We start from the raw sequence: 24,476 nt of genomic DNA, 5'->3' as shown, positions 1-24,476 counted from the left end.
ATATAAATTCCTGATGAGCGAACACTTTTATAAAAAAAATTATTATGATACACATCAGAGAAAAAATTGTAACTAACTTCCTTTTTTTATCCATATTTTCATTCTATTCATAATTTCCATGAATATGCAGTAATTGGTTAATTCCTTCAGAAATGGTATAGCTGATTCTTCTCATGGACTCATCTATATTTTTAGGAGTCACATGCATAGATATAAATTCTTCATCCAGTCTCTGGTAAGCTTTTTCCTGATTTTCTTCTTCTAATAGATCATTAATAATTGCAGGAACCGATATTACCGTAGGAACTCCTACTGCAAGAACCGGAATTCCTACAGTTCTTCTTGTAATTTCATTGCGGTGATTCCCTACCCCGGAGCCAGGTGCAATTCCTGTATCACTAATTTGTATTGTACGATTTAACCTATATGAACTTCTAGCAGCCAGTGCATCAATGGCTATCACATAATCAGGTTTTGTTTTATCAACCAGTGCCTCTAAAATTTCGCTTGTTTCAATTCCAGTCTGCGCCATCACACCAGGAGCAATAGCACTTAATTCCATAGCCGAATTTAACAGTCCCTCTTTCTTTAAATGTCTTGTTACATAAAGCTGTTCTACCACCTTAGGTCCAAGAGAATCTGCTGTTACGCCAGCATTTCCAAGTCCTGCCACCAGTACCTTGGCATTTCTTGGAATCATTTCCTTCAAATTGTCACATAACGCCTTACTCATTTCACGATGAAAATCACCATCATTTCGCGAAAGATTTTTTGCTTCAATGGTAATATACTGCCCTATAGGCTTTCCCAAAGCTTCTTCACCTTTTTTATTCTTGATAATGATCTTTGTTTCTTTCATATGATTGGCAGTATCAATTCTCGTCTTTACTGCCACTCCTGATAACAAAGATTCTTCTGTCATATCCTCTTTTAATTCCAGTGCCAAATCTGTACGGTTTTGCATACTCTTCTCCTTTTTTGTTAGTATTGTACTTTTTCAAAAAAATATGTGATTTTTAGTTTTTCTTATTGACAAAATTTACTTTCTTCTATAAAATATAACAGTATGTTTGTCTATGGCTTAACCGTGTCTCGCTGTAGACGAATACCGAAACGAATAGATATTATAAAGTTTTTTATATTGGAGGTGCCCACATTGGCAAACATTAAATCAGCAAAAAAAAGAATTAAAGTTATCGAAACAAAGACAGCTAGAAACAAAGCAATCAAAACTAAAGTTAAAACTTACATTAAAAAAGTTGACGCAGCTATCGCAGCTGGAGATAAAGCAGCAGCTGATGCAGCATTAACAGCATGCATTTCAGAAATCAACAAAGCAGCTTCTAAAGGAATTTTCCACAAAAACACAGCTGCAAGAAAAATTTCTCGTTTAACAAAAGCTGTAAACAAAGTAGCTTAATTTCAGATTATATATATAAAAAAAGAAGAGCAACCGTCAGCTCTTCTTTTTTTATTTCATCCCTGATTTCTCTAGCTTTCCTTGCATACTTCAACCCAACTCTTACAATTTGAACATTTCTCCTATTGGCTAAATTCAATTAATAATAGCTCTACTCCAACTCTATCGCTGATAATACCACTCTTAATCTGTTCATCGGTTTTTGCACAAGCTTCCACCATCTGATATAAAGTATCCATTCGAAACAATTTTGCCTGCTCTTTTAATTTTCCAACAACAAATGGCGGTACTTTTATTTTCTTTGCAATTGTACTATTGTTCTGTCCCCTGCTTTCAAGATCCTTAACCTGCAGCAACTGATTACACTGTCTTACCAGAAGAGCCAAAATACCAAAAGGTGATTCCTTTAACTCAATAAGATCATAATACAAAGTCAATACCTTATCCCTTTGTTTTCGGGCAATGGCCTCCAGCATAACAAAAATCTGGTTTGTTGTCTGAGAAGATGTTAATGCATCCAAATCTTTCTGTGTTATTTCAGTTCTGTCATCTGTATACGAAACCAGTTTTTCCAATTCATTTTTTAAAGTAAACATATCAGAACCACATCGATACAAAAAGCTGCGAAGTACAGGAGAAGACATCTGTTTCTGTTCTCTTTTCAGCAGTGACTGAATCCATTTAGCCAGGTCTTTATCACTTGCCGCCTCGAAAGATACAACATGCCCTTCTTTTGATAAATACTTGTAAATTTTGGATCTTTTATCCACATCATCTTCAACAAAAATCATAACTGTTGTATCAGCACATTCCTTCAATTGTTCCAGGAATTTATCATCTGTCTTTTTCCCAAGTCCCGTCTGATCCAGAATGATCAACCTGTGATCACTGAAAAAAGGAAGTGTTTTAGCCAGCTCTGCCACCTCCAGGGAGTCTGTATTTTTTCCTTCAAAATATGAGTAATTCATGGTATCTTCCTTGGAAACCAGAGCATTTTTAAGCTGTTCCTTCATCTGAGATACCATATACTTCTCACTACCATAGAACAGATAGAATTTCGGATATGTATTTGTTTTAATATGTTCTAATATTTTTTTCATTTCATTCACTCACTTCAACTTTTGTAATAGTATGTTATCATATATTATAGTATTTTTCAGCATCTAATTTCGTCCTTTTATTATAACTGCACCTTCTTGATCCGTTCTTCGAATCTTTATATGATATTCCTTTAATCTTTTCATCACCTCCTGATGAGGGTGTCCATATCTGTTATTTTTTCCACATGAAATAATCCCTGTCAAAGGCTTTACAATATCCAGAAATTCCTTAGAGGTAGAATTTTTTGAGCCATGATGTGCAATTTTTACTATCTCTGTATTTTTAAGTCCTTCTTCCTTCAGTACTTTTTCTCCTTCTTTTTCCACATCCCCGGTAAGTAAAATTTTATATCCAAATACTTCTCCTTGCATCACCAGTGAAGCTGCATTTTTCTCTAGAGAACTATTCTTTTGAGGGTGAATGATATCCAGATAAAAATCCTGACCAGATATCTTATTTCCTTTTGATAAATAAAATACTTTGGCATTCATCCTTTCAGCTATTTTTTCTATTTTCATGTAATTTTGATCTTTCGGCACCGCAGGAAGTCCAAGGTATTCTATTTTCCCCATTTCCAGTAATTCCAGAATCCCAGAATAATGATCTGAATCCAAATGTGTTATAACTGCAATTTTCACTTTACGATACCCATAATATTTCAGACATGGTAACATCTGATACTTCCCAACATGATCCTTACTTGAACTTCCACCATCTATCACTACCATGCCGCCTTTTGTATTCATCATCACACAATCCCCTTGCCCAATATCCATGAAAACAATTGCCGGCATACGAATCATTGGTGTTATCAGAAGAATAAGGATTCCTGAATAAATCCCAATCATTTTAAAAGTAAAATTCTTTTTTAAATTTCCATTGATTATAATGCCTAATATTCCATAATAAATAAACACCCAAAACAATGGTACTTTTCCGACAGTAATCATTCCATATTTCAGCCTTGATAACCAGATTACAAAACGGAACATTGTATCTGATACTCGATGTATAGGAACATATGGTACCCACAAGAAACATACAGCAATTTCAAATGCCATAGATGCAACAGGTATTGCCACACAATTGGAAAGAAATGATAAAACCGGCGATTCATACTGAATGTAAATCATCATTGGCAACATTCCCATCTGAATATACAACGGAAACTTTACACTATTTAGAAATTTCTGAACATAATTTTTATATTGATTTTCCATCTGCTGAATAGATCCGATAGTAAAAACAGCTGTAAATGATAATAAAAATCCTGTATCCAAAATATAAAACGGTCTTTTCAGCAGTAATAAAATACCTGCAAAAGCACCTGCTGATAGAAGATCATATGGTCTCCCTGTTATTTGTGCCAGAAAATATACTCCTAGCATAATCCATGCACGAATTGCTGAAACAGAAAGTCCTGTAAGGATACAATAAAATCCTGCCGTTAAAAATCCTACAAAACTGCTTATAAGAAAGTTGATTCCCATTTTTCGGAGAATATTATAAATACTTCTTCCTGCCATGGAAATATGAAGCCCTGAGACTGCTAATAAATGAATCAATCCACTTTCTCTGAATTCATCTTTCTGGACATCCGAAATTTCTGATTTATCTCCAAGAAGCATCCCCTGTACTAACGGAATCGTATCTTTAGAGTACTGTTTTTGAATTTGATCCTTGAAATACTGCCGGCACTTCATAAAATAGTATTCCATTCCACCGGAACTGTAATTTAAGATTTGAATATGATCTGAAAAAGATGTGAAATAAATTCCCTTGCTAAGATAATAGTTTTTCAACGAAAACTCTCCAGGATTAGAACTGTTCTCCCAAAATTCCAGAGACCCCCATACGCCTATTTTATCTCCAGGATAAATATCTTCATCCCCGGAATAATAAAGGAGAATTTTCCCTTCATATCCCTGCCGTTTTAAAAGGCAGGTGAGACCTTTGTCTCTATTTGTCACTTTAATAACTTCTGATTGATAATAATTCTGCTGTTCATTTAAGACTTTCATCCATTCCTTCTGTGCCGAATATTTCTGCATTCCCATGACTGATAATCCCAGACACAGACCGGCAATGATTAACAGATAATTTTTACTTTTTCTGATAAGAACAGCGAAAACGATAGCTGACAAAAGAAAATAAAAAACCGCTGTTATGGACATTTCATTCCACACAGCGGCCACACCGGTCATACATCCGGCAAATATTAAAACCATCGGTCTGTTTTTCATAAAATCATTTCATTGGCAGTTCACCAAAGACAAAACTGTCACGTCCTAAAGCTCCAATAGCTTTTCCATCCGTATCCAGCATAGCTTTCCCGGAAACAGAAAAAGACACATAATTAATATCCTCCAGCTGAGTCAGTGTATAAACAATCCCTGCACGACAAATTAAATCTTCGTTTTCCGCAATTTTCTTATATCCCGTTGAAAAATCAATAGAAACAACATTACTGCTGACTGTCACGTTGTTCATAATTACTCTTTTGGGAATTGCTGATTTATACATGCTGTCTTTACGGTTGGTCTGCATCTCTTTTAAGAGAAGTTCCACTTTTTGCTGTCGATTATCTGTAGATGAAATTTTCTTTTTCACAGAAATTAAACGAGTACAGTCTTTATCAGTATAGTAAACAGCCACTCCTTCTTGCTTATCTGTTTTCTTTGTTTTCTTCTCTGACCGACATCCCGAAAATACAAACATTAGACAAAGACAGCACAAAAAAGCTATAATTTTTTTCTTTTTCATCATGATGTCATCCTCCTATACGTTGTATTTTAAAGGAATTCTAAAGGTAAATGTTGTTCCCTCTCCCACCTTGCTGTAAAGTTTGATTTCACCATTGTGCATCAGTACAGCATTATGAGCAATGGCAAGACCGAGTCCCGTTCCTCCGGTATCTCTGGATCTTGCTTTGTCAACACGGAAGAATCTGTCAAAAACTTTGTCCTGACAATCTTCCGGAATACCGACACCTGAATCAGCTACCTTCACATAAAAATATTTATGATCAGCATTCAGTGTCACACGTATCCATCCATCATCTTTATTATACTTGATTCCGTTTTCTATAATATTAGAAAGTGCCAGTGTCAATTTTACTTCATCGATTTCTGCTGTTACCGGTCGAAAACTTTCAAAAATCAGCTCGATATTACGCTGCTTTGCAATAGGTTTCAATCGTTTCATGATAATTTCCAGCAGGTCATTGATATTCACATTTGAAATCTCCAGTTTTGCTGCCTTTTTATCCATTTTAACAAGCGACAGCAGGTCTGAAATAATCACATTCTCCCTGTCAATTTCCGCAACAATATCTTCCATAAATTCCCGATACAATTCAACCGGAACCTGATCACCCTGCTGAAGAAGTGAATCCGCCAGAACTTTCATAGATGTCATTGGTGTCTTCAGCTCGTGAGATACATTGGATACAAATTCCTGCCTGGAATCCTCTAAGGTCTGCATCCTGGACAAAATCTCGTTAAAACGATGTACAATTTCCTGGACTTCAGTAAAACCTGACTCCCCGACAGAAGCATCTTCATGACCTGCAGCAATATAGTCAACATCTTTCTGAATCTTACGAAAATCTCTTGTAAGCAAATAACTTAAAACTACAGAAAAAGACAACCCGAAGATAATAAATGCAACCAAAAGCATATTCCTTCTTTCGCTCATGTCAGAAATTGCAGCCATAATATCCTTCTGAGGAACAGTACAGATTACTGCTCCTAAAACATCATCTCTACCTTCTGCCTCTGACACAATAGGAACCATGACTTCTGCATAATCGCCTTTTTCTCTGACAATACGTTTCTTTTTACCATCCATAATCTTCAGAATATCCTTATTCAAAAAATATCTGTCCTGAAAATCTGTATGAGTATCTTTTATGATTTTATAATTACTTTTTATGACTATGATTCGCCCGTTCATACTGGCAGCCAGCTGGTCTGTTTGCGTAGAAAGAGAGTTGGAGCTGCCATCTAAAATAAAATCAACTCCAACTACCTGATTGCCCAGCCATTTACACTGGTTTTCAATATGATCTATCTTCTGATCCAGTACTTTTTCACTATAACCGTCATTTAAGAATTTGCTAAATAATACTGAAATAAACACGGATAGAGAAAATACCGCAATTAATACGATAAACTGCATACTATGTAAGAAGGCGAACCTGTCCTTCTTACGCTTGAAAATAGTAACCTACCCCCCACTTTGTATGTACATAATCCGGTACACCTGGATTAACTTCAATCTTTTCTCTCAGTCTACGTATATGCACATCGACAGTTCTTGCATCTCCCGGATAATCATATCCCCATACAGTATTTAGCAAATCTTCTCTGCTATATACCTTGTTTGGATGAAACACTAATAATTCCAGCAAATCAAATTCTTTTGCTGTCAAATTCACCTCTTTACCATGAATATGAACTCTCCGACTCTCGCAGTCAATCTTCAGACCTCTTGACTCTATAACTTTTGGTGATTCTTCCACATGGGCATCATGATGTGCACTTCGACGCATAATCGCCTTGATTCTGGCTTTCACCTCAAGAATGTTAAATGGTTTTGTAATATAATCATCCGCACCATATTCCAATCCAAGGATCTTATCCATATCCTCACCCTTAGCTGTCAGCATCATAATTGGAACATTAGAAAATTCACGAATTGCCTGACACACTTCAAATCCTGTTAATCCCGGAAGCATAACATCCAAAAGGATAATATCATACTTTTTTTCTTTGGCCATTGCCAATGCTTCTTCACCATCGTAGGCACAATCAACCTGCATTTCATCTTGCTCAAGGCTGAATTTAAGTCCTTTAACGATTGATTTTTCATCATCAACAACTAATACCTTTCTCATTTTTCACACCTCTATATATTTTAAATTGTTATTTTGTCTTTTAATTTATCATAGATTCCCTCTTTTATCCCCTGGATTTTCATAATATCTTCGGCATTTGAAAAAGGACCATGTTCCTCTCTATATGAAATGATGGACTGTGCCTTGGATTCTCCTATTCCAGGCAATGTCATCAATTCTTCCTTTCCTGCAGTATTAATATCGATCTTTCCAGATTTGGATGTCTCTATATTTCCCTGTTTTTCTGGTACACTCTTACTGGTCTCTTTCTTTGATGGTACATAAATCTGCTGTCCGTCTTTCATCTTTTCTGCCTGATTAATGCTTTCTATTGAGGCCTTTGAAGTAAATCCTCCTGCTGCTTCTACAGCTGACACAATCCTTGCATCCTTAGGAAAACGATATACTCCTGGCTGCTTCACCTGACCGCAGATATAGACATAAATCTTCGATTCCTGCACAGACGAACTGGCCGCTGTCGTCTTCTCCTGTCGAATCTTTACATCTGACGTATCCGCGCACCCTGTCAAAAGAGTGAAAAACGACAGTAAAACAATAACTATCTGGACTCTTTTTAACAACATAAACCTCCCGGTCATTACAAAGAGTTCGGAACATGAAAATCTATCTATTATTGTAACTAAAATAATATTACTTTACAAGTGATATTTAAGATTTCCATTTAAATATTATAATACCTGCTACGAACAAAACAACTCCTGCTATTTTCATCCATTGAAAGCCGGACTTTTCAACCCCAAACAGTCCAAACACTTCAATCAGATAGGAAGCAATAATCTGTGATGACACAATCATCATGGCAGACTGTGCCGGTCCAAGTGCAGCAACACTTTTTATGACTGTAAATGTTATACCTGCACCAAAAATTCCTCCCAATAAAAGATATTTAGGTGATACTTTGGCAAGCATCATAAAGCTTTGATCTCTTTCCGTAAACAGCCAAATCAGAATACATGCGAGAAATCCTGTAAATTGCACAAATGTACTTGCTGTCCATATACTGCTTTGTTTTGTTACTTCCGTATTAAAGACCCCTTGTATACTCATTAACATTCCGGAAATCAATGCAATAATAAATCCAAACATAAAAAAAACCTCCATTTCTAAACTCAGACTTTTTTCATATCCATTAGTTTTTCCATGAAGATTTTTTCTATTCATTTCTCTTTATTCAAAACTTTCTTTCAGGATTTCTATCATTTCATCCACATGTTCTTTTTCAATAACAAGCGGCGGAACAAATCGGATTACATTATTTCCTGCCGAAATAAGAATCAACCCTTTTTCCAAAGCTTTTTTAACAATTTCACCTACCGGTTTTTCAGGTGCAAATTCAAGCCCCTGCATCAATGCAATACCACGATGTGCCGTAATAAAATCATATGAGTCTTTCAGCTCTTCCAGTTTTTCAAAAAGATAAGAACCGATTTCCCTTGCATGTTCTGGAATCTTCAATTCTTCAAACTGGTCAAACACTGCATTCACTGCTGCACAAGCCAATGGATTGCCTCCATAAGTTGTACCATGATCCCCAGGAACCAGTGCACCATCTGCTTTTTTATTCACAACAAATGCACCAACCGGAACTCCGCATCCTAATGCCTTTGCCACGGCAAGTACATCAGGTTTTACACCATAAAGATCATGTGCAAACATGGATCCGCATCGACCCATTCCACATTGCACTTCATCAAAAATCAGAAGAATATCTTTTTCATCACAGACTTTTCTTAATCCTTCAAGGAACTCTGGATCAGCAGGATAAATTCCCCCTTCACCTTGTACGACCTCACAAATAATTCCACATGTCTTATCTGTAATTTTTGAAACCACATCTTCCAGATTATTATACTCTGCAAATACTGCACGGAACTGCTCTGGCACAAATCCATCCTGATAATGTGCATTTCCTGTAACCGATAATGCTCCCTGGCTTCTTCCATGGAAAGAATGATTCATTGCAATAAATTCATAATCTTTAGAATTATCTTTATTATATGCATATTTTCTTGCAACCTTCAAAGCTCCTTCAATTGCCTCTGTCCCACTATTGGTAAAAAATACTTTTTCCATCTTAGAAGCTTCCACAATTTTTTTTGCTGCTTCTACTGCAGGAATATTATAATATAAATTGGAAGTATGAATCAGTTTGTCAATCTGATCTTTTAACGCATTATTATAAGCCTGATTTCCATAACCCAATGCAAACACTGCAATTCCAGCACCAAAGTCTAAATATTTCTTATGATCCACATCATATAAATAGACTCCTTCTCCTTTTTCAAAAACCACTGGAAAACGATTATATGTTTTTAATATGTACTGTTCTCCCTGGTTCATATAATCCTTTTGTGTCATAATTCCTCCTAATTAAAATAATGGTTTATCAAATAACGGTTCTTTCAAAATAGCTGTTCCAATACCTTTTTCTGTGAAAAATTCCAGCAACAGACAGTTGTGAACACGTCCATCCAGAATATGGACTCTTGCAACACCATTCTCAATCGCATCAATGCAGTTGTTCAGTTTTGGAAGCATTCCTCCTCCAACAACCCCATTGTCAATAAACTCTCTTGCCTGTGCCAGATCCATTTCAGAAATTAAAGTTGATTTATCTTCAGGATCAACAAATACACCTTCTATATCAGTTAAAAATACCAGTTTTTCTGCGTTTAATGCAGTGGCAACTGCACATGCAGTATCATCTGCATTAATATTATATCCTTCATAATTTTCACCCAGTCCGATTGGGGAAATTACAGGGACAAAATCATCTTCAATCAATGCTTCCAAAAGTTCTGTATTAACTTCTGTTACTTCTCCAACATATCCCAGATCTTTTCCTGGCATCTCTTTTTTCTTGACACGAATCATTTCCGCATCTTTTCCTGATAATCCAACTGCTTTTACACCCATTTCTGCCATCATGGCAACAAGCTGCTGATTCACTTTAAAAAGTACCATTTCTGCCACTTCCATAGTTTCTTTATCAGTTACACGTAAACCATGATAAAATTCAGGTTCTTTTCCAGACATACGTACCCACTTACTGATTTCTTTTCCTCCACCGTGTACGATAATAGGTTTCATACCAATCAGTTTTAACAGTGCCACATCACGAATCACACTTTTTTGTAATTCTTTGTCTTTCATTGCACTTCCTCCGTATTTTACAACAACATAGCAGTTATTAAATCTACGGATATATGGTAATGCTTCAATTAAAACTTTCGCTTTTTCCTGGGATTCTTCAATTACATTTAACTGTTTCTGAGTCATCTTTTTTCTCCTTTTTATGATCTATAGTCTGCATTGATGCTGACATAATCATGTGTCAGATCACATCCCCATGCAGTTGCTTCTTTATTTCCATTATGTACATCAATATCTGCTGTTACCACATCTCCTGAAAGAATTTCTGTTGCGTAGTCCTCAGAATAATCTGTGGCTATTCCATCTTTTACAATATCAACAGAGCCTGCTTCACTTTTTAAAGTAATATCAACCTTTTCAGGATCAAATTCAACTCCTGAATAACCTAGCGCACAAAGAATTCTTCCCCAGTTGGCATCTTTTCCATAAATAGCTGCTTTTGTAAGACTGGATGTGACCACAGATTTACTAAGAATCTTAGCATTTTCTTTTGTATCCGCACCTGCCACATGAACTTCAAATAATCTGGTACATCCTTCACCATCTGCTGCAATCTGCTTGGCCAATGCCTGATTTACATATAAAAGACCTTCCTTAAATGCATTATAATCTGCATTTTTCTCTGTAATTTTCGCATTTTCAGCCATACCATTTGCCATAACAAATACAGTATCATTGGTAGATGTATCTCCATCTACGGAAATCATATTAAAAGTATCCTCAATCAATTCTCTCTGCAATTCCAAAAGCAGTGATTTTTCAATATTCGCATCTGTTGTAATAAAACCAAGCATTGTACCCATATTCGGATGAATCATTCCTGATCCTTTACACATTCCTGCAATCGTCACTTCTTTTCCTGCAACCTCAACAACAACTGCTGCTTCTTTCGGTTTTGTATCTGTTGTAAGAATAGCCCAGGAAGCATCCTTACTGCTTTCCCTGTCATGCTTTAGCTCTGGAACCAGCTTCTTGATGCCATCCTCAATGATCTCCATAGGCAGTTGCTGACCAATGACCCCTGTAGATCCAACAACAACTTCCTCTGGTTTGATTTTCAGAAGTTCCGCAACCAGTTCTGCTTCTTTTTCTACATTTCCATATCCCTGTGTTCCGGTACATGCATTTGCGATTCCTGTATTTACCACAGCCGCTCTTACGTTTTCCTGCTCTGCAACAATCTTCTGCCCCCACAAGACAGGTGCCGCTTTTACGATATTCTTTGTAAAGGTACCTGCAATAGCAGCCGGCTGTTCACTAAAAATCATTGCCATATCTTTATTTGTTTTTCCAGATTTAATTCCCGCACGAAGACCTGCTGCCAGAAATCCCTTCGGGGAAGTAACCCCACCTTCTATCACTTTCATAGGTTTCTTTTCCTTTCTTTATCCATATCCTCTTTCATATTCTATCTTCTCTTTGACACAAACTATTCTTACAAATCGGATCTGATAAATATTATATTTCTATGGGAACATTGGTACCAGTTCCAGACCCTCTGCTTCTTTCAATCCAAACATAATGTTCATATTCTGTACCGCCTGTCCTGCCGCACCTTTCACAAGATTATCCATAGCTCCCATCATAATGATTCTGTTTGTTCTCTGATCGATTTTGAAGTTTACATCTACATAATTACTGCCTTCTACCCATCGTGTTTCAGGGCAGACATCTTTGTCCAGTACTCTTACGAAATATTCATCTTTATAATAGGAATCGTAAATTGCTTTTACTTCCTCATATGATACATCTTTCTTTAATGTCGCATATGCTGTAACAAGAATTCCACGATTCATTGGTACAAGATGAGGAGTAAAGTTTAATAAAACTTTTTCTCCAGATGCATAGCTTAACTGATCTTCAATTTCCGGTGTGTGTCTATGGGTTGCAACACCATATGCTTTAATATTTTCATTGACTTCACAGTACAGATTATTTACTTTTGCTCCTCGACCTGCTCCTGATGTACCTGATTTTGCATCAATAATAACTGAATTCATATCAATCAATCCTTCTTTTGCCATTGGATAGATTGACAGTGTAGAGCATGTTGGATAGCATCCAGGGTTTGCGATCAATCGAGCTTTAGCCACATCTTTTCTATTTATTTCACAAAGGCCATATACTGCCTCATCTATAAACTCAGGACTCTGATGCTTGATTCCATACCATTCTTCATATCGATTTACATCTTTTATACGAAAATCCGCACTTAAATCAATAATTTTTACTTTAGATAACACTTCTTCTGATACTAAAGAGCTGCACAGTCCCTGAGGTGTTGCCGTAAATATTACATCAACCTTTTCTGCAAGTTCATCCATATTATCATCCAGACATTTATCATCAACAATCTGGAACATATTATGAAAAACATCATAATATTTCTGATCTATGTAACTTCTGGATCCATACCAGACAACTTCTGCATCTTTATGCTGGGTCAATAATCTTACCAGCTCCTGCCCCGCATATCCTGTGGATCCGATAATTCCTGCTTTTATCATCTTAAACTCCTCTTTCATCTTCTATATTATATGTAAATTTAAAGTCATGCAATTTAGTATACAACTCCATTTTAAAATATGCAACACTTTTGTATAAATATACATATATTTTTTGTTTTATGCATATTTCTTTCGTGAATATTCATTGAAAATGTAAAAAACCCCTTGCAAAACGTAAGAATATAACGTATATTATTAATCAGTGATTAGATAACACATTTAGGAGGACATATTTAAGATGAAAGAAAAGGTTATTTTAGCATATTCAGGCGGACTTGATACAACAGCAATTATTCCATGGTTAAAAGAAAATTATGATTATGAAGTTATCTGCTGCTGTGTTGACTGTGGACAGGAAGAAGAATTAGATGGTCTGGAAGAAAGAGCAAAATATTCAGGCGCTTCTAAATTATATATTGTTGATATTACTGATGAATTCTGTGATGATTATATTGTTCCATGTGTACAGGCTGGTGCAGTCTATGAAAACAAATATTTACTTGGTACTTCTATGGCTCGTCCAGGTATTGCAAAAGCATTGGTTGATATTGCACGTAAAGAAGGTGCTTCTGCTATCTGCCATGGAGCAACAGGAAAAGGTAATGACCAGATTCGTTTTGAATTAGGTATCAAAGCACTTGCTCCAGATTTAAAAATCATTGCTGCATGGAGAGATGACAAATGGAATATGGATTCTCGTGAATCTGAAATCGAATATTGCAAAGCTCATGGAATCGATCTTCCATTCTCTGCTGATCAGAGTTACAGCCGTGACCGTAACTTATGGCACATCAGCCATGAAGGTCTGGAATTAGAAGATCCTGCAAATGAACCAGACTATGACCATTTATTAGTATTAGGAGTTTCTCCTGAAAAGGCACCAGATGAAGGTGAATATGTAACCATGACCTTTGAAAAGGGTGTACCTACTTCTATTAATGGTGAAGAAATGAAAGTTTCTGATATTATCCGTAAATTAAATGAATTAGGTGGAAAACATGGTATCGGTATCGTAGATATCGTTGAAAACCGTGTTGTTGGTATGAAATCCCGTGGTGTATACGAAACTCCAGGTGGAACCATCCTGATGGAAGCTCATGATCAGCTGGAAGAACTGGTTTTAGATCGTGCTACAATGGAAGTAAAAAAAGATATGGCAAACAAACTTGCTCAGATCGTTTATGAAGGTAAATGGTTTACTCCTCTTCGTGAAGCAGTTCAGGCTTTTGTTGAGTCAACACAGGAATATGTAACTGGTGAAGTAAAATTCAAACTGTATAAAGGTAACATTATCAAAGCCGGTACTACTTCTCCATATTCTTTATATAGTGAATCTCTCGCATCTTTTACAACTGGTGACTTATATGATCATCATGATGCAGAAGGATTTATCACATTATTCGGACTTCCATTAAAAGTTCGTGCAATGAAAATGCAGGCATTAAAGGAAGATAAATAGTTAACAACTCAAACTTTTTTAATAGCAAAAACCACTAGAAGTCATTTTTTGACCGCTGGTGGTTTTTCTTATCATATAAATTGTAAACCATATTTGTGCCATATGTTTATAAGATTTTATAATGAGGTTTTTCTTCCTGGAACAATTTATATCGCAAATAATCATCCAGCACAATGGCGATACCTGATACCAGAAACCATAATACAGTATAAAGCAGGCATATCTGCCCCATGAAATTATATGGCAGATGTGAATAATCCCATATGTCCATTTTCAGCCAGACATTCACAATTAGTCCAGTAATAAATTCTAATGTTGTAATAATCAAGGATGACAGTACCATCTGACTAATAAAACTCATTTCTATTTTTACATTTTCATTTAAAAGACCGCAGCAAAGGAAACAGGCGCCTCCACAAAGAAACATCGAGTAATGTGAATATCCTCTAACTAAAATTTCCAAAAAGAAATATGCCATTCCACCAATTGCAAACAAAATCACATGTTTTTCGATTTCAAGTTTTTTTTCCATTTTCTCTCCTATACCCGATTTTCTCCAACTAAATTATATTTTGCACTTTTTCATTTACTTATATTCTTAAGAAAATCAAAAAAATATGGTAAACACCTTCTATTTCGTGTAAAATAGTGAAAGTAAGTACATTTATTTTTCAGATGTTCTTTCAACCATAAAAATGATGTAAATCATAAAATAAATATACAGAAAAGAGGATTTTATTTATGGCACAATTATGGGGTGGTCGTTTTACAAAGGAAACTGACCAGTTAGTTTACAACTTTAATGCATCAATCTCTTTTGATCAGAAATTTTATAAACAGGATATTCAGGGAAGTATTGCTCATGTAACAATGCTTGCCAGCGTTGGCGTTCTTACAGATGCGGAACGAGATCAGATCATTGATGGATTACATAGTATTTTAAATGATATTGAGACAGGTGCAGTTGAAATCACCAGCGAATATGAAGATATCCATAGTTTTGTTGAAGCAAACTTAATTGACCGTATCGGGGATGTAGGTAAAAAACTTCATACAGGACGCAGCCGTAACGACCAGGTTGCACTAGATATGAAACTGTATACACGAGATGAAATCGTAGAAATCAAAGGTCTTGTAAAAGATCTGATGGTAACCCTTCATAATATTATGAAAGAAAATATTGATGCTTTTATGCCAGGTTTTACCCATCTTCAGAAAGCACAGCCTGTTACCCTTGCACATCATGTAGGAGCTTATATGGAAATGTTCAAAAGGGATTACAGCCGCCTGTGTGATATCTATGACAGAATGAATTACTGTCCTTTAGGTTCTGGTGCTCTTGCAGGAACCACTTACCCTCTGGACAGAGAACAGACTGCACAACTGCTCGGTTTTTACGGACCTACATTAAACAGTATGGATTCTGTGTCTGACCGTGATTATGTTATTGAGCTCCTTTCTGCATTGTCTACCATTATGATGCATTTAAGCCGTTTCAGTGAAGAAATCATCATCTGGAATTCCAATGAATATCAGTTTGTTTCCATTGATGATGGGTTCAGTACCGGAAGCAGTATCATGCCTCAGAAAAAAAATCCTGACATTGCAGAACTGGTCCGTGGAAAAACCGGCAGAGTTTATGGTGCTCTAACTACAATTCTGACCACTATGAAAGGTATTCCTCTTGCTTATAACAAAGATATGCAGGAGGACAAGGAATTAACATTCGATGCTATTGATACAGTAAAAGGATGTATTTCTCTGTTTAATGGTATGATGAAAACCATGACTTTCAACTATTCTAATATGGAATCTAGTGCGAAAAACGGTTTCACTAATGCTACTGATGCTGCCGACTATCTTGTAAACCATGGTGTTCCTTTCCGTGATGCCCATGGAATCGTTGGACAGCTTGTTCTTCTTTGTATCGAGAAAAATATTTCTCTGGACGAATTACCTCTTATAGAGTATAAAGCAATCAGTCCGGTATTTGAGGAAGATATCTATGAAGCAATCAGTATGAAGACCTGTGTTGAAAAGCGTAATACCATTGGTGCCCCTGGCCATGATGCAATGGAAAAAGTTATCGCACTAAACGAAACATATCTGACTGATTTAAAATAAATAAGGAGTCTTTATGAAAAAAAGATGTCTTCTTGCAGCATTTCTTCTATCCTTAACTTTTTTATGTGGATGCGGCATAGAACTTACAAGCAAAGTAAAACTTAATAAAAATTTTTCAGGTACAAGAATCATGTCTTGTACCTTTTCTTCCAATGATTTCACCCGTTTCTTTCAAGGGACTGAAGAGGATTTAGATCTGCTTATCAAAAATTCCTGTCCATCCCAGCTCAGCTATAAAAAATCTTCCAGGGATAGTCAGAAAATCTACACATTTACGTTGACGTTTTCATCTTTAAAAGACTATAAAGAAAAAACAGAAGCAATCCTTAATTTTGCACCAGAGATTACCTATCAATACGGTGATTCTCCATTTGTACAAGGATTGATTTACAAAGAAAATTTTTCATCTAAAGATTTAATGGCATGGCTTTATACAGCCTTATATGAGAAAAAATATGTTGATAAACAATCTGTAGATGAATTGTGGAATTTGAAAGAAACAACAATTTCATTTTCTGGAAAGACTTATGAAACGGAAGATAAAATTTCTATTGATGAAATGCAATATGCTGAACTTTCTTCCATTCACATCGATACCGAAGTAAAAAGAAATGGACAGCTTTCACGAAAGATTGCATTGTACATTCCCAAAAAAACTTTAGATCAGAATTCCGGAAAAATTCAATCTTACTTTGACAATGAAAATACAACATGGTCCAACTGGAAAGACGGAAAAATATTGATAATTTCGTTTTCTGAAGACAATTTCATGGATCTTGCCGCAAAAACCAGAGAAATCTTTCATTCAAAACAATGGTCTGGAACTTATAATGTTCAATGTAAATCCGGTAATCCTTTTTCTTTTGACTATGATTATAAAGAATCCATGGACTTTTCCAATTTTGTTCAAAAGTCTGGAACAGTTCCTGTCACCTTTACTTTCAATAAAAAGAAAATACTGGATTCTTCTGTGAATACAAAAACTCTCCAGTTTTCATCCAGACAAAAACAGCAGATTATAAATTATAATATTATTACGGTATGGAAAAGCGAAAAAGATATCCGTCGTAAAATTTCCTTTACTTTTGATGCAGGTAGCAATAAACGCCAATTATCCAAATTAAAAAAAGCTTTTTCCGGGAAAACAATTTCTAATGTATCCTTAGTCAAAGAAGATCAAATGGTACTTTCAATGATACAATCTGGAACTGTTAAAGATTGTAATGACGATATTTCCAGTATTTTTCATGACTCTTTCATGAATGCTTCTGTTAAAAACTCCTTTTTCCGGGGTAATATGACATATTTTGAAGATACAATTGCCTTTTCTTCTGGAAATAAACAAATTCATGGAACTTATACATTTGTATCTGTAAATCATCAGCAATCTGTTAAAGTATCTGTAACACCAAAAAAACAGGTAAAAAGTACTATATCACAGAACCTTTCCAGCCGGCAGGCATCTGAACTGATTCATTCTGACGAAACTGTCCGGGATTTATACCAGTATCAATTAACCGGAGATCATTTTAAAGTATCTTATCAGGGAAGCAGTGCTGCCAGCTATTGGACATCTTTACTGAAAATTATTATTCCTCTTATATTTCTTGCCGTAACAGGTATTTTCATTTATGTAAAACAAAGCTGGATTTTAATGTATGCACAAAAAATAAAAACTATCATTGAAAATTATATAGAAAAGAGAAAATAAGAAAAAAGGCTTATGATATTTTTTTCATAAGCCTTTTCTCATATTTTCATTTTACTCTTGTATAGAATCTATTTCTGATTTAATACACACATCGAGTTTCTGATATGGAATTTCAATTCCTTCCTCATCAAATCGCAATTTAATTTGTTCATTTAATCTCCATTTTGCAGATATATATTCCTGCGTTGGAACCCAGCAGCGAACTCCTAATGTAACTGCACTGTCATCTAAACTGCTGACAAAAATATCGACTCCTTCCTGATCCATGATTTTCTTTTCCTGCTCAACAATATCAGATAAAATTTCTTTTGCTTTTCTTATATCTGTATCATAGCTGACACCTACCGTTAGATCAATCAGACGACGATCCTGATTGGTATTATTGATTAAATTAGAATTACTTAATGTCCCATTAGGAATCACAATCACTCGATTATCAACCGTCTTCAATTTCGTATAAAAAATATCCATTGCAGCAACCACACCTTCACATCCGGTACCATCAACTACAATATAATCACCTACCTGAAATGGTTTTAATACAAGTAACAAAACGCCTCCTGCAATGTTAGACAGACTTCCCTGCAATGCCAGACCAACTGCAACACCAGCAGAACCCAGAATAGCAATGAAAGAGCTTACTTCTATACCCATATGCGCTACCGCCATAAAAATAACAACAGCACGTAAGGCAATTTTTATGAAAGAACAGGAAAATGAAATCACTCCATAGTCAATTTCACTTTTTTCTAATGTAGTTTTTATAATCGTTATCAATAGTTTAATCAGTTTAAAGCCAATGATAACCATTAAAAATGCTACAACAATTTTCCCTGCAAGTCCTAACCCAGCATCAATATATTTTTCCAATAATCGACTCCAGTCTACATTTGCTTTTAATAACATTCTTATGCTCCTCTTGTGTTTTATAGTATTTTATATTTGTTAAAAAAACGGAGCTTCCGTTTCCAGAATCTCCGTTCTCATCTGCATTTAAAAATTATTTTTTCGTAATATATCCTTTTGCCTTTAATGTTTCAGCACATAAAACAGCTCCACCTGCTGCTCCACGAACAGTATTGTGAGATAATCCTACAAATTTATAATCATAAACTGTGTCTTCGCGTAAACGACCAACAGAAACACCCATTCCATTTTCATAATCAACATCCATGGTTACCTGTGGACGATTATCTTCTTCGATATACTGAATCATCTGTTTTGGTGCACTTGGTAAATCAAGTTCCTGAGGTAAACCGCTAAAGTTCACTAATTTTTCAATCAGCTGCTCTTTTGTTGGCTTCTTTCTGAATTTAACAAATACAGCTGCTGTATGACCATTTAATACCGGCACGCGGATACACTGTGTTGTAATAACTGGAGATTCTGCTTTTACGATAACACCATCTTCAATATGTCCCCATAAACGAAGCGGTTCCTGTTCACTTTTTTCTTCTTCTCCTCCAATGTATGGAATAATATTTCCATTCATTTCAGGCCAGTCTTTAAATGTTTTTCCTGCCCCTGAAATTGCCTGATAAGTAGTTGCAACAACTTCATATGGCTCAAATTCTTTCCATGCAGTCAGTACAGGTGCATAACTTTGGATAGAACAATTTGGTTTAACAGCCACAAAACCTTTTGTTGTTCCAAGACGTTTCTTCTGACTTTCAATAACTTCAAAATGTTCTGGATTGATTTCAGGTACTACCATTGGAACATCAGGTGTCCATCGATGAGCGCTATTGTTAGAAACAACTGGTGTTTCTGTTTTAGCATACTCTTCTTCGATTTTTTTAATTTCTTCTTTAGACATATCAACTGCACTAAATACAAAATCAACAGAAGATGCAACTTCCTCAACTTCATTTACATTTTTTACTATAATATTTTTTACTGCTTCCGGCATTGGAGTATCCATTTTCCATCTTCCGCCTACTGCTTCTTCATATGTCTTTCCAGCAGAACGTGGACTTGCTGCCAATGTTTTCACTTCAAACCATGGATGATTTTCCAAAAGTGCAATGAATCTCTGTCCAACCATTCCTGTTGCACCCAGAATACCTACCTGTAATTTTTCACTCATTTTTTCTCTCCTATAATACTCTCACACGAACTACACCATCAATATTCTTCATTTTTTCAATGATTTCTTTTGAAGGCTTTTTCTCAACATCGAGCATAGAATATGCCCAGTCACCCCTTGATTTATTTAACATATTTTCAATATTATAGTTTTCCCCTGCAAGAATAGCAGTCAACTGACCAATCATATTTGGAAGATTTTTATGATGAACTGTAATTCTTGCTGCCACTTCCTTATCGCCTAAATCGCAGTTTGGATAATTTACAGAATTAATAATATTACCATTTTCCAGATAATTCATTAACTGATCAACTGCCATTTCTGCACAATTATCTTCTGATTCCTCTGTAGACGCTCCAAGATGTGGAATTGTGATAACTCCATCTACCCCTGCGATAGTTTCATTTGGGAAGTCTGTTACATACTTGCTGACTTTACCTGATGCAAGTCCTTCAATCATTGCCTCATCTTCAACCAGTTCTCCTCTGGCAAAATTAAGAATTTTTACACCGTCTTTCATTTTGTAAATTGCTTCCTTGTTAATCATTCCTCTTGTAGAATCAATACAAGGAACATGAATTGTAATATAATCACATTTAGAAAAAATTTCATCTAAAGAGCTGCTATGATTAACCATGCGTGAAAGACTCCATGCTGAACGAACAGATACATATGGGTCATATCCATATACTTTCATTCCAAGGCGATTACAAATATTTGCAACCAATACACCAATTGCTCCAAGACCGATGACACCGATACTCTTACCTTTTAATTCATTACCTGCATAAGCTTTTTTCTGTTTTTCAACAACCTTGCCTAAATCTTCAGTTTTTGCATTTTCTTTTACCCAATTGTATCCTCCGATAATATCACGGGAAGCAAGTAAAAGACCCGCAACAACCAATTCCTTTACACCATTTGCATTTGCACCTGGTGTATTGAATACAGTAATACCTTTTTCGGCATATTCTTCTAAAGGAATATTATTAACACCGGCACCTGCTCTTGCAACAGCAATCATACTTTCTGGTACTTCCAGATCATGCATTTTGGCACTTCTTACCAAAACCGCATCTGCCGCACTTAAATCTTCAACAACTTCAAACTCACTTGTAAACAAATCCAATCCCTGTTCAGAAATAGGATTTAAACATTTTACTGTATACATGACTTCTCCTTATTTGTTCTCTTCTTCAAATTTTTTCATAAATGCAACTAATTTTTCAACACCCTCTTTAGGCATAGCATTGTAAATACTTGCACGCATTCCACCAACTGTTCTATGACCTTTCAGGTTTTCAAATCCAGCTTCTTTTGCTTCTGCAACGAATTTAGCATCTAAATCTTTGTCCCCTGTTACAAATGGAACATTCATCAGAGAACGATCTTTCTTTTCAACAGTTCCTCTAAATAATTCGCTCTGATCAAGGAAATCATATAAGATTTTTGCTTTTTCTTCATTGCGTTTCTGCATTGCTTCCAGTCCACCCTGATCCTTCAGCCATTTAAATACCTTTCCACAGATATAAATACCATAACATGGAGGTGTATTATATAAAGAATTAGCATCTGCCTGAGTTTTCCATTTTAACATGGTTGGTGTTCCAGGAAGAACATCATCTGTAATCAGATCTTCACGAATGATACATACAACAACTCCGGCTGGTCCAACATTTTTCTGCACTCCAAAGTAAATGACACCAAAATCTTCAACATTCACTGGTTCAGATAAAATGCAGGAAGACATATCAGCTACAAGAATTTTTCCTTTTGTATTTGGAAGATTCCAGTATTTTGTTCCATAAATTGTATTATTATAACATACATATACATAATCTGCATCTTCTGAAACAGGAAGATCACTGCAATCTGGAATATATGAAAATGTTTTATCTTCTGATGATGCTAAAATATTAGCTTTTCCGTATCTGCTTGCTTCCTGGTATGCTTTTTTTGCCCACTGTCCTGTAATAATGAAATCTGCAACTTTGTTTTTCATAAGATTCATAGGAATTGCAGAAAATTGCTGAGAAGCTCCTCCCTGAAGGAATAATACTTTGTAATTATCCGGGATATTCATCAGTTCTCTCAAATCTGCTTCTGCAGTTTCAATAATATCTGCAAACATTTTAGATCTGTGGCTCATTTCCATTACAGACATTCCACATCCTCTATAATCTAACATTTCTTCTGCTGCTTCTTTCAGTACTTCTTCCGGCAGAACTGCAGGTCCTGCTGAAAAATTATAAACTCTTGACATCATTCTCTCCTTTTATTATAAAACTTCTTATTTATTAATTTGCTTCCCTCTCCTCAAGATCCGCTTTATCAAATGCATCTTCAATAGATCCTCCCGGATTAACCATTGGCCATACTTTATCATCTAAATCAATATGACAATCAAGCACAACAGGTCTTCCTGCATCCAGTGCATCTTCAAATGCATATTCAAATTCTTCCATATTTGTAACTTTTTTAGCAATAACGCCAAATCCCTCTGAAACTTTCACAAAATCAACAGGATCCTCAAAAGTCGTATAAGAATAACGCTCTTCATAGAATAAATCCTGCCATTGTCTGACCATTCCAAGTACACTATTATTGATAATAACCTCTATAATTGGAATATTATATCTGGAAGCTGTTGCCAGTTCATTTAAATTCATTCGGAAACATCCATCCCCAGCAATATTAATGACCGTCTTGTCAGGATTTCCCATTTTAGCTCCAAGACTGGCGCCTAAACCATATCCCATGGTTCCTAAGCCTCCAGAAGTTAAAAATTTTCTAGGTTTATCATATTTAAAAAACTGTGCTGCCCACATCTGATGCTGTCCAACTTCTGTTGTGATAATAGCGTCACCCTTTGTTCTCTCATAAATCTTTTCGATAATCTGAGGACAAGTTAATCTTCCCTTATCATAGGTTAATGGATATTTTACTTTATACTCCATAACTTTTTTTACCCAGGCATTATGATTCTGCTGAGTCAGACGTCGATTCATAACGGTCAGTACCGCTTTAATATCGCCCACAATATAAGCGTTTGTCATAATATTCTTATTAATTTCAACCGGATCAATATCAATCTGTAAAATTGTCGCATTCTTTGCAAATGTATTTGGATTTCCTAAAACACGATCACTGAATCTTGTACCAATAGCAATCAGAAGATCTGCTTCCGACACTCCAAGATTGGAGGCTTTGGTTCCGTGCATTCCGATCATTCCAGTATATAATGCATTTGTTCCATCAAAAGCACCTTTTCCCATAAGTGTATCACAAACAGGACAATGTACTTTCTCTACGAATTCATTAACTTCATCGGCTGCATCTGAAATAACCGCACCACCACCAACAAGAACAAAAGGTTTTTTTGCTTCTTCAATCATCTGAATTGCAGTCTGGATATCCAGCTCACGAATATGTTCACTGGATCTGATGATCTTAGCAGGAACAACTTTTTCATACATTGCTTTAGCCGCTGTAACATCTTTTGGAATATCAATCAACACCGGTCCTGGTCTACCTGATTCTGCAATACGAAAAGCTCTTCGAATAGTATCTGCCAGGTCATGTACATCTTTTACAATAAAATTGTGCTTTGTAATAGGTAGTGTTATTCCTGAAATATCCACTTCCTGAAAGCTGTCTTTTCCAAGGAGACTCACTCCAACATTACAGGTAATGACCACCATAGGTACTGAATCCATATACGCTGTTGCAATTCCTGTTACTGTATTTGTGGCTCCAGGACCAGAAGTTGCAAAACATACTCCGACTTTTCCTGTTGATCTTGCATATCCGTCTGCCGCATGAGAAGCTCCCTGCTCATGGGAAGTTAAAATATGTGTAAAATCCTCTTTCTGTTTATATAATTCATCGTAAATATTTAAAATAGCACCACCAGGATACCCAAAAACAGTATCAACTCCCTGCTCCTTTAAACATTCTAAAACAATCTGAGCACCAGTCAATTGTTTCATTTGTTGAC

General features: G+C 35.8%; 22 protein-coding genes. 4 read left to right on the top strand and 18 right to left on the bottom strand.

What is annotated here, in order from left to right; translation table 11 throughout:
• Window positions 1–103: 103 nt before the first annotated feature.
• A complete protein-coding gene (gene gpr, locus KTB61_RS02455) occupies window positions 104–964 on the bottom strand; it encodes a GPR endopeptidase (protein WP_075758862.1) in 861 nt (286 codons plus the stop codon).
• Between the two features lie 192 nt (window positions 965–1,156).
• On the opposite strand from gpr, the gene rpsT reads away from it, so the two are divergent.
• Entirely contained in the window at window positions 1,157–1,420 is a 264-nt protein-coding gene (gene rpsT / locus KTB61_RS02450; protein ID WP_216696719.1) for a 30S ribosomal protein S20, read from the top strand.
• A 122-nt stretch (window positions 1,421–1,542) separates the two neighbouring features.
• Here the strand turns inward: rpsT and holA are convergent, their stop codons facing one another.
• From holA to argC, 11 genes are all read right to left on the bottom strand, one after another.
• Window positions 1,543–2,520, bottom strand: a complete 978-nt coding sequence (gene holA, locus KTB61_RS02445) for a DNA polymerase III subunit delta (protein WP_216696718.1) — start codon at window positions 2,518–2,520, stop codon at window positions 1,543–1,545.
• A 63-nt stretch (window positions 2,521–2,583) separates the two neighbouring features.
• Window positions 2,584–4,764, bottom strand: a complete 2,181-nt coding sequence (locus KTB61_RS02440) for a DNA internalization-related competence protein ComEC/Rec2 (protein WP_075758865.1) — start codon at window positions 4,762–4,764, stop codon at window positions 2,584–2,586.
• Window positions 4,765–4,768: 4 nt separating this feature from the next.
• Window positions 4,769–5,287 (bottom strand): GerMN domain-containing protein, encoded by a 519-nt coding sequence (locus tag KTB61_RS02435; RefSeq protein ID WP_075758866.1) that lies wholly within the window; start codon window positions 5,285–5,287, stop codon window positions 4,769–4,771.
• Between the two features lie 12 nt (window positions 5,288–5,299).
• Entirely contained in the window at window positions 5,300–6,700 is a 1,401-nt protein-coding gene (locus KTB61_RS02430; RefSeq protein WP_216696717.1) for a sensor histidine kinase, read from the bottom strand.
• 28 nt (window positions 6,701–6,728) lie between these two features.
• A complete protein-coding gene (locus tag KTB61_RS02425; RefSeq protein WP_075758868.1) occupies window positions 6,729–7,418 on the bottom strand; it encodes a response regulator transcription factor in 690 nt (229 codons plus the stop codon).
• Window positions 7,419–7,438: 20 nt separating this feature from the next.
• Window positions 7,439–8,002 carry a helix-hairpin-helix domain-containing protein gene (locus KTB61_RS02420; RefSeq protein WP_075758869.1) on the bottom strand — a complete coding sequence of 188 codons (564 nt, stop codon included), beginning with the start codon at window positions 8,000–8,002 and terminating at the stop codon, window positions 7,439–7,441.
• Window positions 8,003–8,087: 85 nt separating this feature from the next.
• A complete protein-coding gene (locus KTB61_RS02415; protein WP_075760500.1) occupies window positions 8,088–8,525 on the bottom strand; it encodes a DMT family transporter in 438 nt (145 codons plus the stop codon).
• A gap of 81 nt (window positions 8,526–8,606) precedes the next feature.
• Window positions 8,607–9,797: an aspartate aminotransferase family protein gene (locus KTB61_RS02410; RefSeq protein WP_075758870.1), complete on the bottom strand. Its 1,191-nt coding sequence runs from the start codon at window positions 9,795–9,797 to the stop codon at window positions 8,607–8,609.
• A gap of 12 nt (window positions 9,798–9,809) precedes the next feature.
• The gene (gene argB / locus KTB61_RS02405; protein WP_075758871.1) at window positions 9,810–10,718 is read right to left on the bottom strand and encodes an acetylglutamate kinase; all 909 of its coding nucleotides are present in this window, start codon (window positions 10,716–10,718) and stop codon (window positions 9,810–9,812) included.
• 14 nt (window positions 10,719–10,732) lie between these two features.
• Window positions 10,733–11,959, bottom strand: coding sequence for a bifunctional ornithine acetyltransferase/N-acetylglutamate synthase (gene argJ, locus KTB61_RS02400; protein ID WP_216696716.1), 1,227 nt, complete (start codon window positions 11,957–11,959; stop codon window positions 10,733–10,735).
• A gap of 99 nt (window positions 11,960–12,058) precedes the next feature.
• The gene (gene argC, locus KTB61_RS02395; protein ID WP_216696715.1) at window positions 12,059–13,099 is read right to left on the bottom strand and encodes an N-acetyl-gamma-glutamyl-phosphate reductase; all 1,041 of its coding nucleotides are present in this window, start codon (window positions 13,097–13,099) and stop codon (window positions 12,059–12,061) included.
• A 238-nt stretch (window positions 13,100–13,337) separates the two neighbouring features.
• Here argC and KTB61_RS02390 point away from each other — a divergent pair, with 238 nt between their 5' ends.
• The gene (locus KTB61_RS02390) at window positions 13,338–14,558 is read left to right on the top strand and encodes an argininosuccinate synthase (protein WP_075758874.1); all 1,221 of its coding nucleotides are present in this window, start codon (window positions 13,338–13,340) and stop codon (window positions 14,556–14,558) included.
• A gap of 106 nt (window positions 14,559–14,664) precedes the next feature.
• Here KTB61_RS02390 and KTB61_RS02385 read toward each other — a convergent pair whose 3' ends face one another.
• Window positions 14,665–15,090 (bottom strand): putative ABC transporter permease, encoded by a 426-nt coding sequence (locus KTB61_RS02385; RefSeq protein WP_075758875.1) that lies wholly within the window; start codon window positions 15,088–15,090, stop codon window positions 14,665–14,667.
• A gap of 209 nt (window positions 15,091–15,299) precedes the next feature.
• On the opposite strand from KTB61_RS02385, the gene argH reads away from it, so the two are divergent.
• Both argH and KTB61_RS02375 read left to right on the top strand, forming a co-directional pair.
• Window positions 15,300–16,682: an argininosuccinate lyase gene (argH, locus tag KTB61_RS02380; RefSeq protein WP_075758876.1), complete on the top strand. Its 1,383-nt coding sequence runs from the start codon at window positions 15,300–15,302 to the stop codon at window positions 16,680–16,682.
• A gap of 13 nt (window positions 16,683–16,695) precedes the next feature.
• Entirely contained in the window at window positions 16,696–18,393 is a 1,698-nt protein-coding gene (locus tag KTB61_RS02375) for a hypothetical protein (RefSeq protein ID WP_216696714.1), read from the top strand.
• Between the two features lie 51 nt (window positions 18,394–18,444).
• Here KTB61_RS02375 and KTB61_RS02370 read toward each other — a convergent pair whose 3' ends face one another.
• The 5 genes from KTB61_RS02370 to ilvB all read right to left on the bottom strand — a co-directional run bounded on the left by KTB61_RS02370 (window position 18,445) and on the right by ilvB (window position 24,468).
• Window positions 18,445–19,299 (bottom strand): mechanosensitive ion channel family protein, encoded by an 855-nt coding sequence (locus KTB61_RS02370; RefSeq protein ID WP_216696713.1) that lies wholly within the window; start codon window positions 19,297–19,299, stop codon window positions 18,445–18,447.
• Window positions 19,300–19,393: 94 nt separating this feature from the next.
• The gene (gene asd / locus KTB61_RS02365) at window positions 19,394–20,479 is read right to left on the bottom strand and encodes an aspartate-semialdehyde dehydrogenase (protein ID WP_216696712.1); all 1,086 of its coding nucleotides are present in this window, start codon (window positions 20,477–20,479) and stop codon (window positions 19,394–19,396) included.
• Between the two features lie 10 nt (window positions 20,480–20,489).
• Window positions 20,490–21,650: a phosphoglycerate dehydrogenase gene (locus KTB61_RS02360; RefSeq protein WP_216696711.1), complete on the bottom strand. Its 1,161-nt coding sequence runs from the start codon at window positions 21,648–21,650 to the stop codon at window positions 20,490–20,492.
• A gap of 9 nt (window positions 21,651–21,659) precedes the next feature.
• Window positions 21,660–22,742 (bottom strand): 3-phosphoserine/phosphohydroxythreonine transaminase, encoded by a 1,083-nt coding sequence (serC, locus tag KTB61_RS02355; RefSeq protein ID WP_075758881.1) that lies wholly within the window; start codon window positions 22,740–22,742, stop codon window positions 21,660–21,662.
• Between the two features lie 34 nt (window positions 22,743–22,776).
• Window positions 22,777–24,468 (bottom strand): biosynthetic-type acetolactate synthase large subunit, encoded by a 1,692-nt coding sequence (ilvB, locus tag KTB61_RS02350; RefSeq protein ID WP_075758882.1) that lies wholly within the window; start codon window positions 24,466–24,468, stop codon window positions 22,777–22,779.
• Window positions 24,469–24,476: the final 8 nt, after the last annotated feature.

The organism is Anaerostipes faecalis (assembly GCF_018982945.1).
GTDB lineage: Bacteria > Bacillota > Clostridia > Lachnospirales > Lachnospiraceae > Anaerostipes > Anaerostipes faecalis.
This window is presented reverse-complemented; position numbering and strand designations above follow the sequence as displayed.

Bases quoted from the DNA above. Each gene is read 5' to 3' on its own strand.
- gpr (WP_075758862.1), bottom strand. From the start codon at position 964: ATGCAAAACCGTACAGATTTGGCACTGGAATTAAAAGAGGATATGACA.
- holA (WP_216696718.1), bottom strand. From the start codon at position 2,520: ATGAAAAAAATATTAGAACATATTAAAACAAATACATATCCGAAATTC.
- KTB61_RS02440 (WP_075758865.1), bottom strand. From the start codon at position 4,764: ATGAAAAACAGACCGATGGTTTTAATATTTGCCGGATGTATGACCGGT.
- KTB61_RS02435 (WP_075758866.1), bottom strand. From the start codon at position 5,287: ATGATGAAAAAGAAAAAAATTATAGCTTTTTTGTGCTGTCTTTGTCTA.
- KTB61_RS02430 (WP_216696717.1), bottom strand. From the start codon at position 6,700: ATGCAGTTTATCGTATTAATTGCGGTATTTTCTCTATCCGTGTTTATT.
- KTB61_RS02425 (WP_075758868.1), bottom strand. From the start codon at position 7,418: ATGAGAAAGGTATTAGTTGTTGATGATGAAAAATCAATCGTTAAAGGA.
- KTB61_RS02420 (WP_075758869.1), bottom strand. From the start codon at position 8,002: ATGTTGTTAAAAAGAGTCCAGATAGTTATTGTTTTACTGTCGTTTTTC.
- KTB61_RS02415 (WP_075760500.1), bottom strand. From the start codon at position 8,525: ATGTTTGGATTTATTATTGCATTGATTTCCGGAATGTTAATGAGTATA.
- KTB61_RS02410 (WP_075758870.1), bottom strand. From the start codon at position 9,797: ATGACACAAAAGGATTATATGAACCAGGGAGAACAGTACATATTAAAA.
- argB (WP_075758871.1), bottom strand. From the start codon at position 10,718: ATGACTCAGAAACAGTTAAATGTAATTGAAGAATCCCAGGAAAAAGCG.
- argJ (WP_216696716.1), bottom strand. From the start codon at position 11,959: ATGAAAGTGATAGAAGGTGGGGTTACTTCCCCGAAGGGATTTCTGGCA.
- argC (WP_216696715.1), bottom strand. From the start codon at position 13,099: ATGATAAAAGCAGGAATTATCGGATCCACAGGATATGCGGGGCAGGAG.
- KTB61_RS02390 (WP_075758874.1), top strand. From the start codon at position 13,338: ATGAAAGAAAAGGTTATTTTAGCATATTCAGGCGGACTTGATACAACA.
- KTB61_RS02385 (WP_075758875.1), bottom strand. From the start codon at position 15,090: ATGGAAAAAAAACTTGAAATCGAAAAACATGTGATTTTGTTTGCAATT.
- argH (WP_075758876.1), top strand. From the start codon at position 15,300: ATGGCACAATTATGGGGTGGTCGTTTTACAAAGGAAACTGACCAGTTA.
- KTB61_RS02375 (WP_216696714.1), top strand. From the start codon at position 16,696: ATGAAAAAAAGATGTCTTCTTGCAGCATTTCTTCTATCCTTAACTTTT.
- KTB61_RS02370 (WP_216696713.1), bottom strand. From the start codon at position 19,299: ATGTTATTAAAAGCAAATGTAGACTGGAGTCGATTATTGGAAAAATAT.
- asd (WP_216696712.1), bottom strand. From the start codon at position 20,479: ATGAGTGAAAAATTACAGGTAGGTATTCTGGGTGCAACAGGAATGGTT.
- KTB61_RS02360 (WP_216696711.1), bottom strand. From the start codon at position 21,650: ATGTATACAGTAAAATGTTTAAATCCTATTTCTGAACAGGGATTGGAT.
- serC (WP_075758881.1), bottom strand. From the start codon at position 22,742: ATGTCAAGAGTTTATAATTTTTCAGCAGGACCTGCAGTTCTGCCGGAA.
- ilvB (WP_075758882.1), bottom strand. From the start codon at position 24,468: ATGAAACAATTGACTGGTGCTCAGATTGTTTTAGAATGTTTAAAGGAG.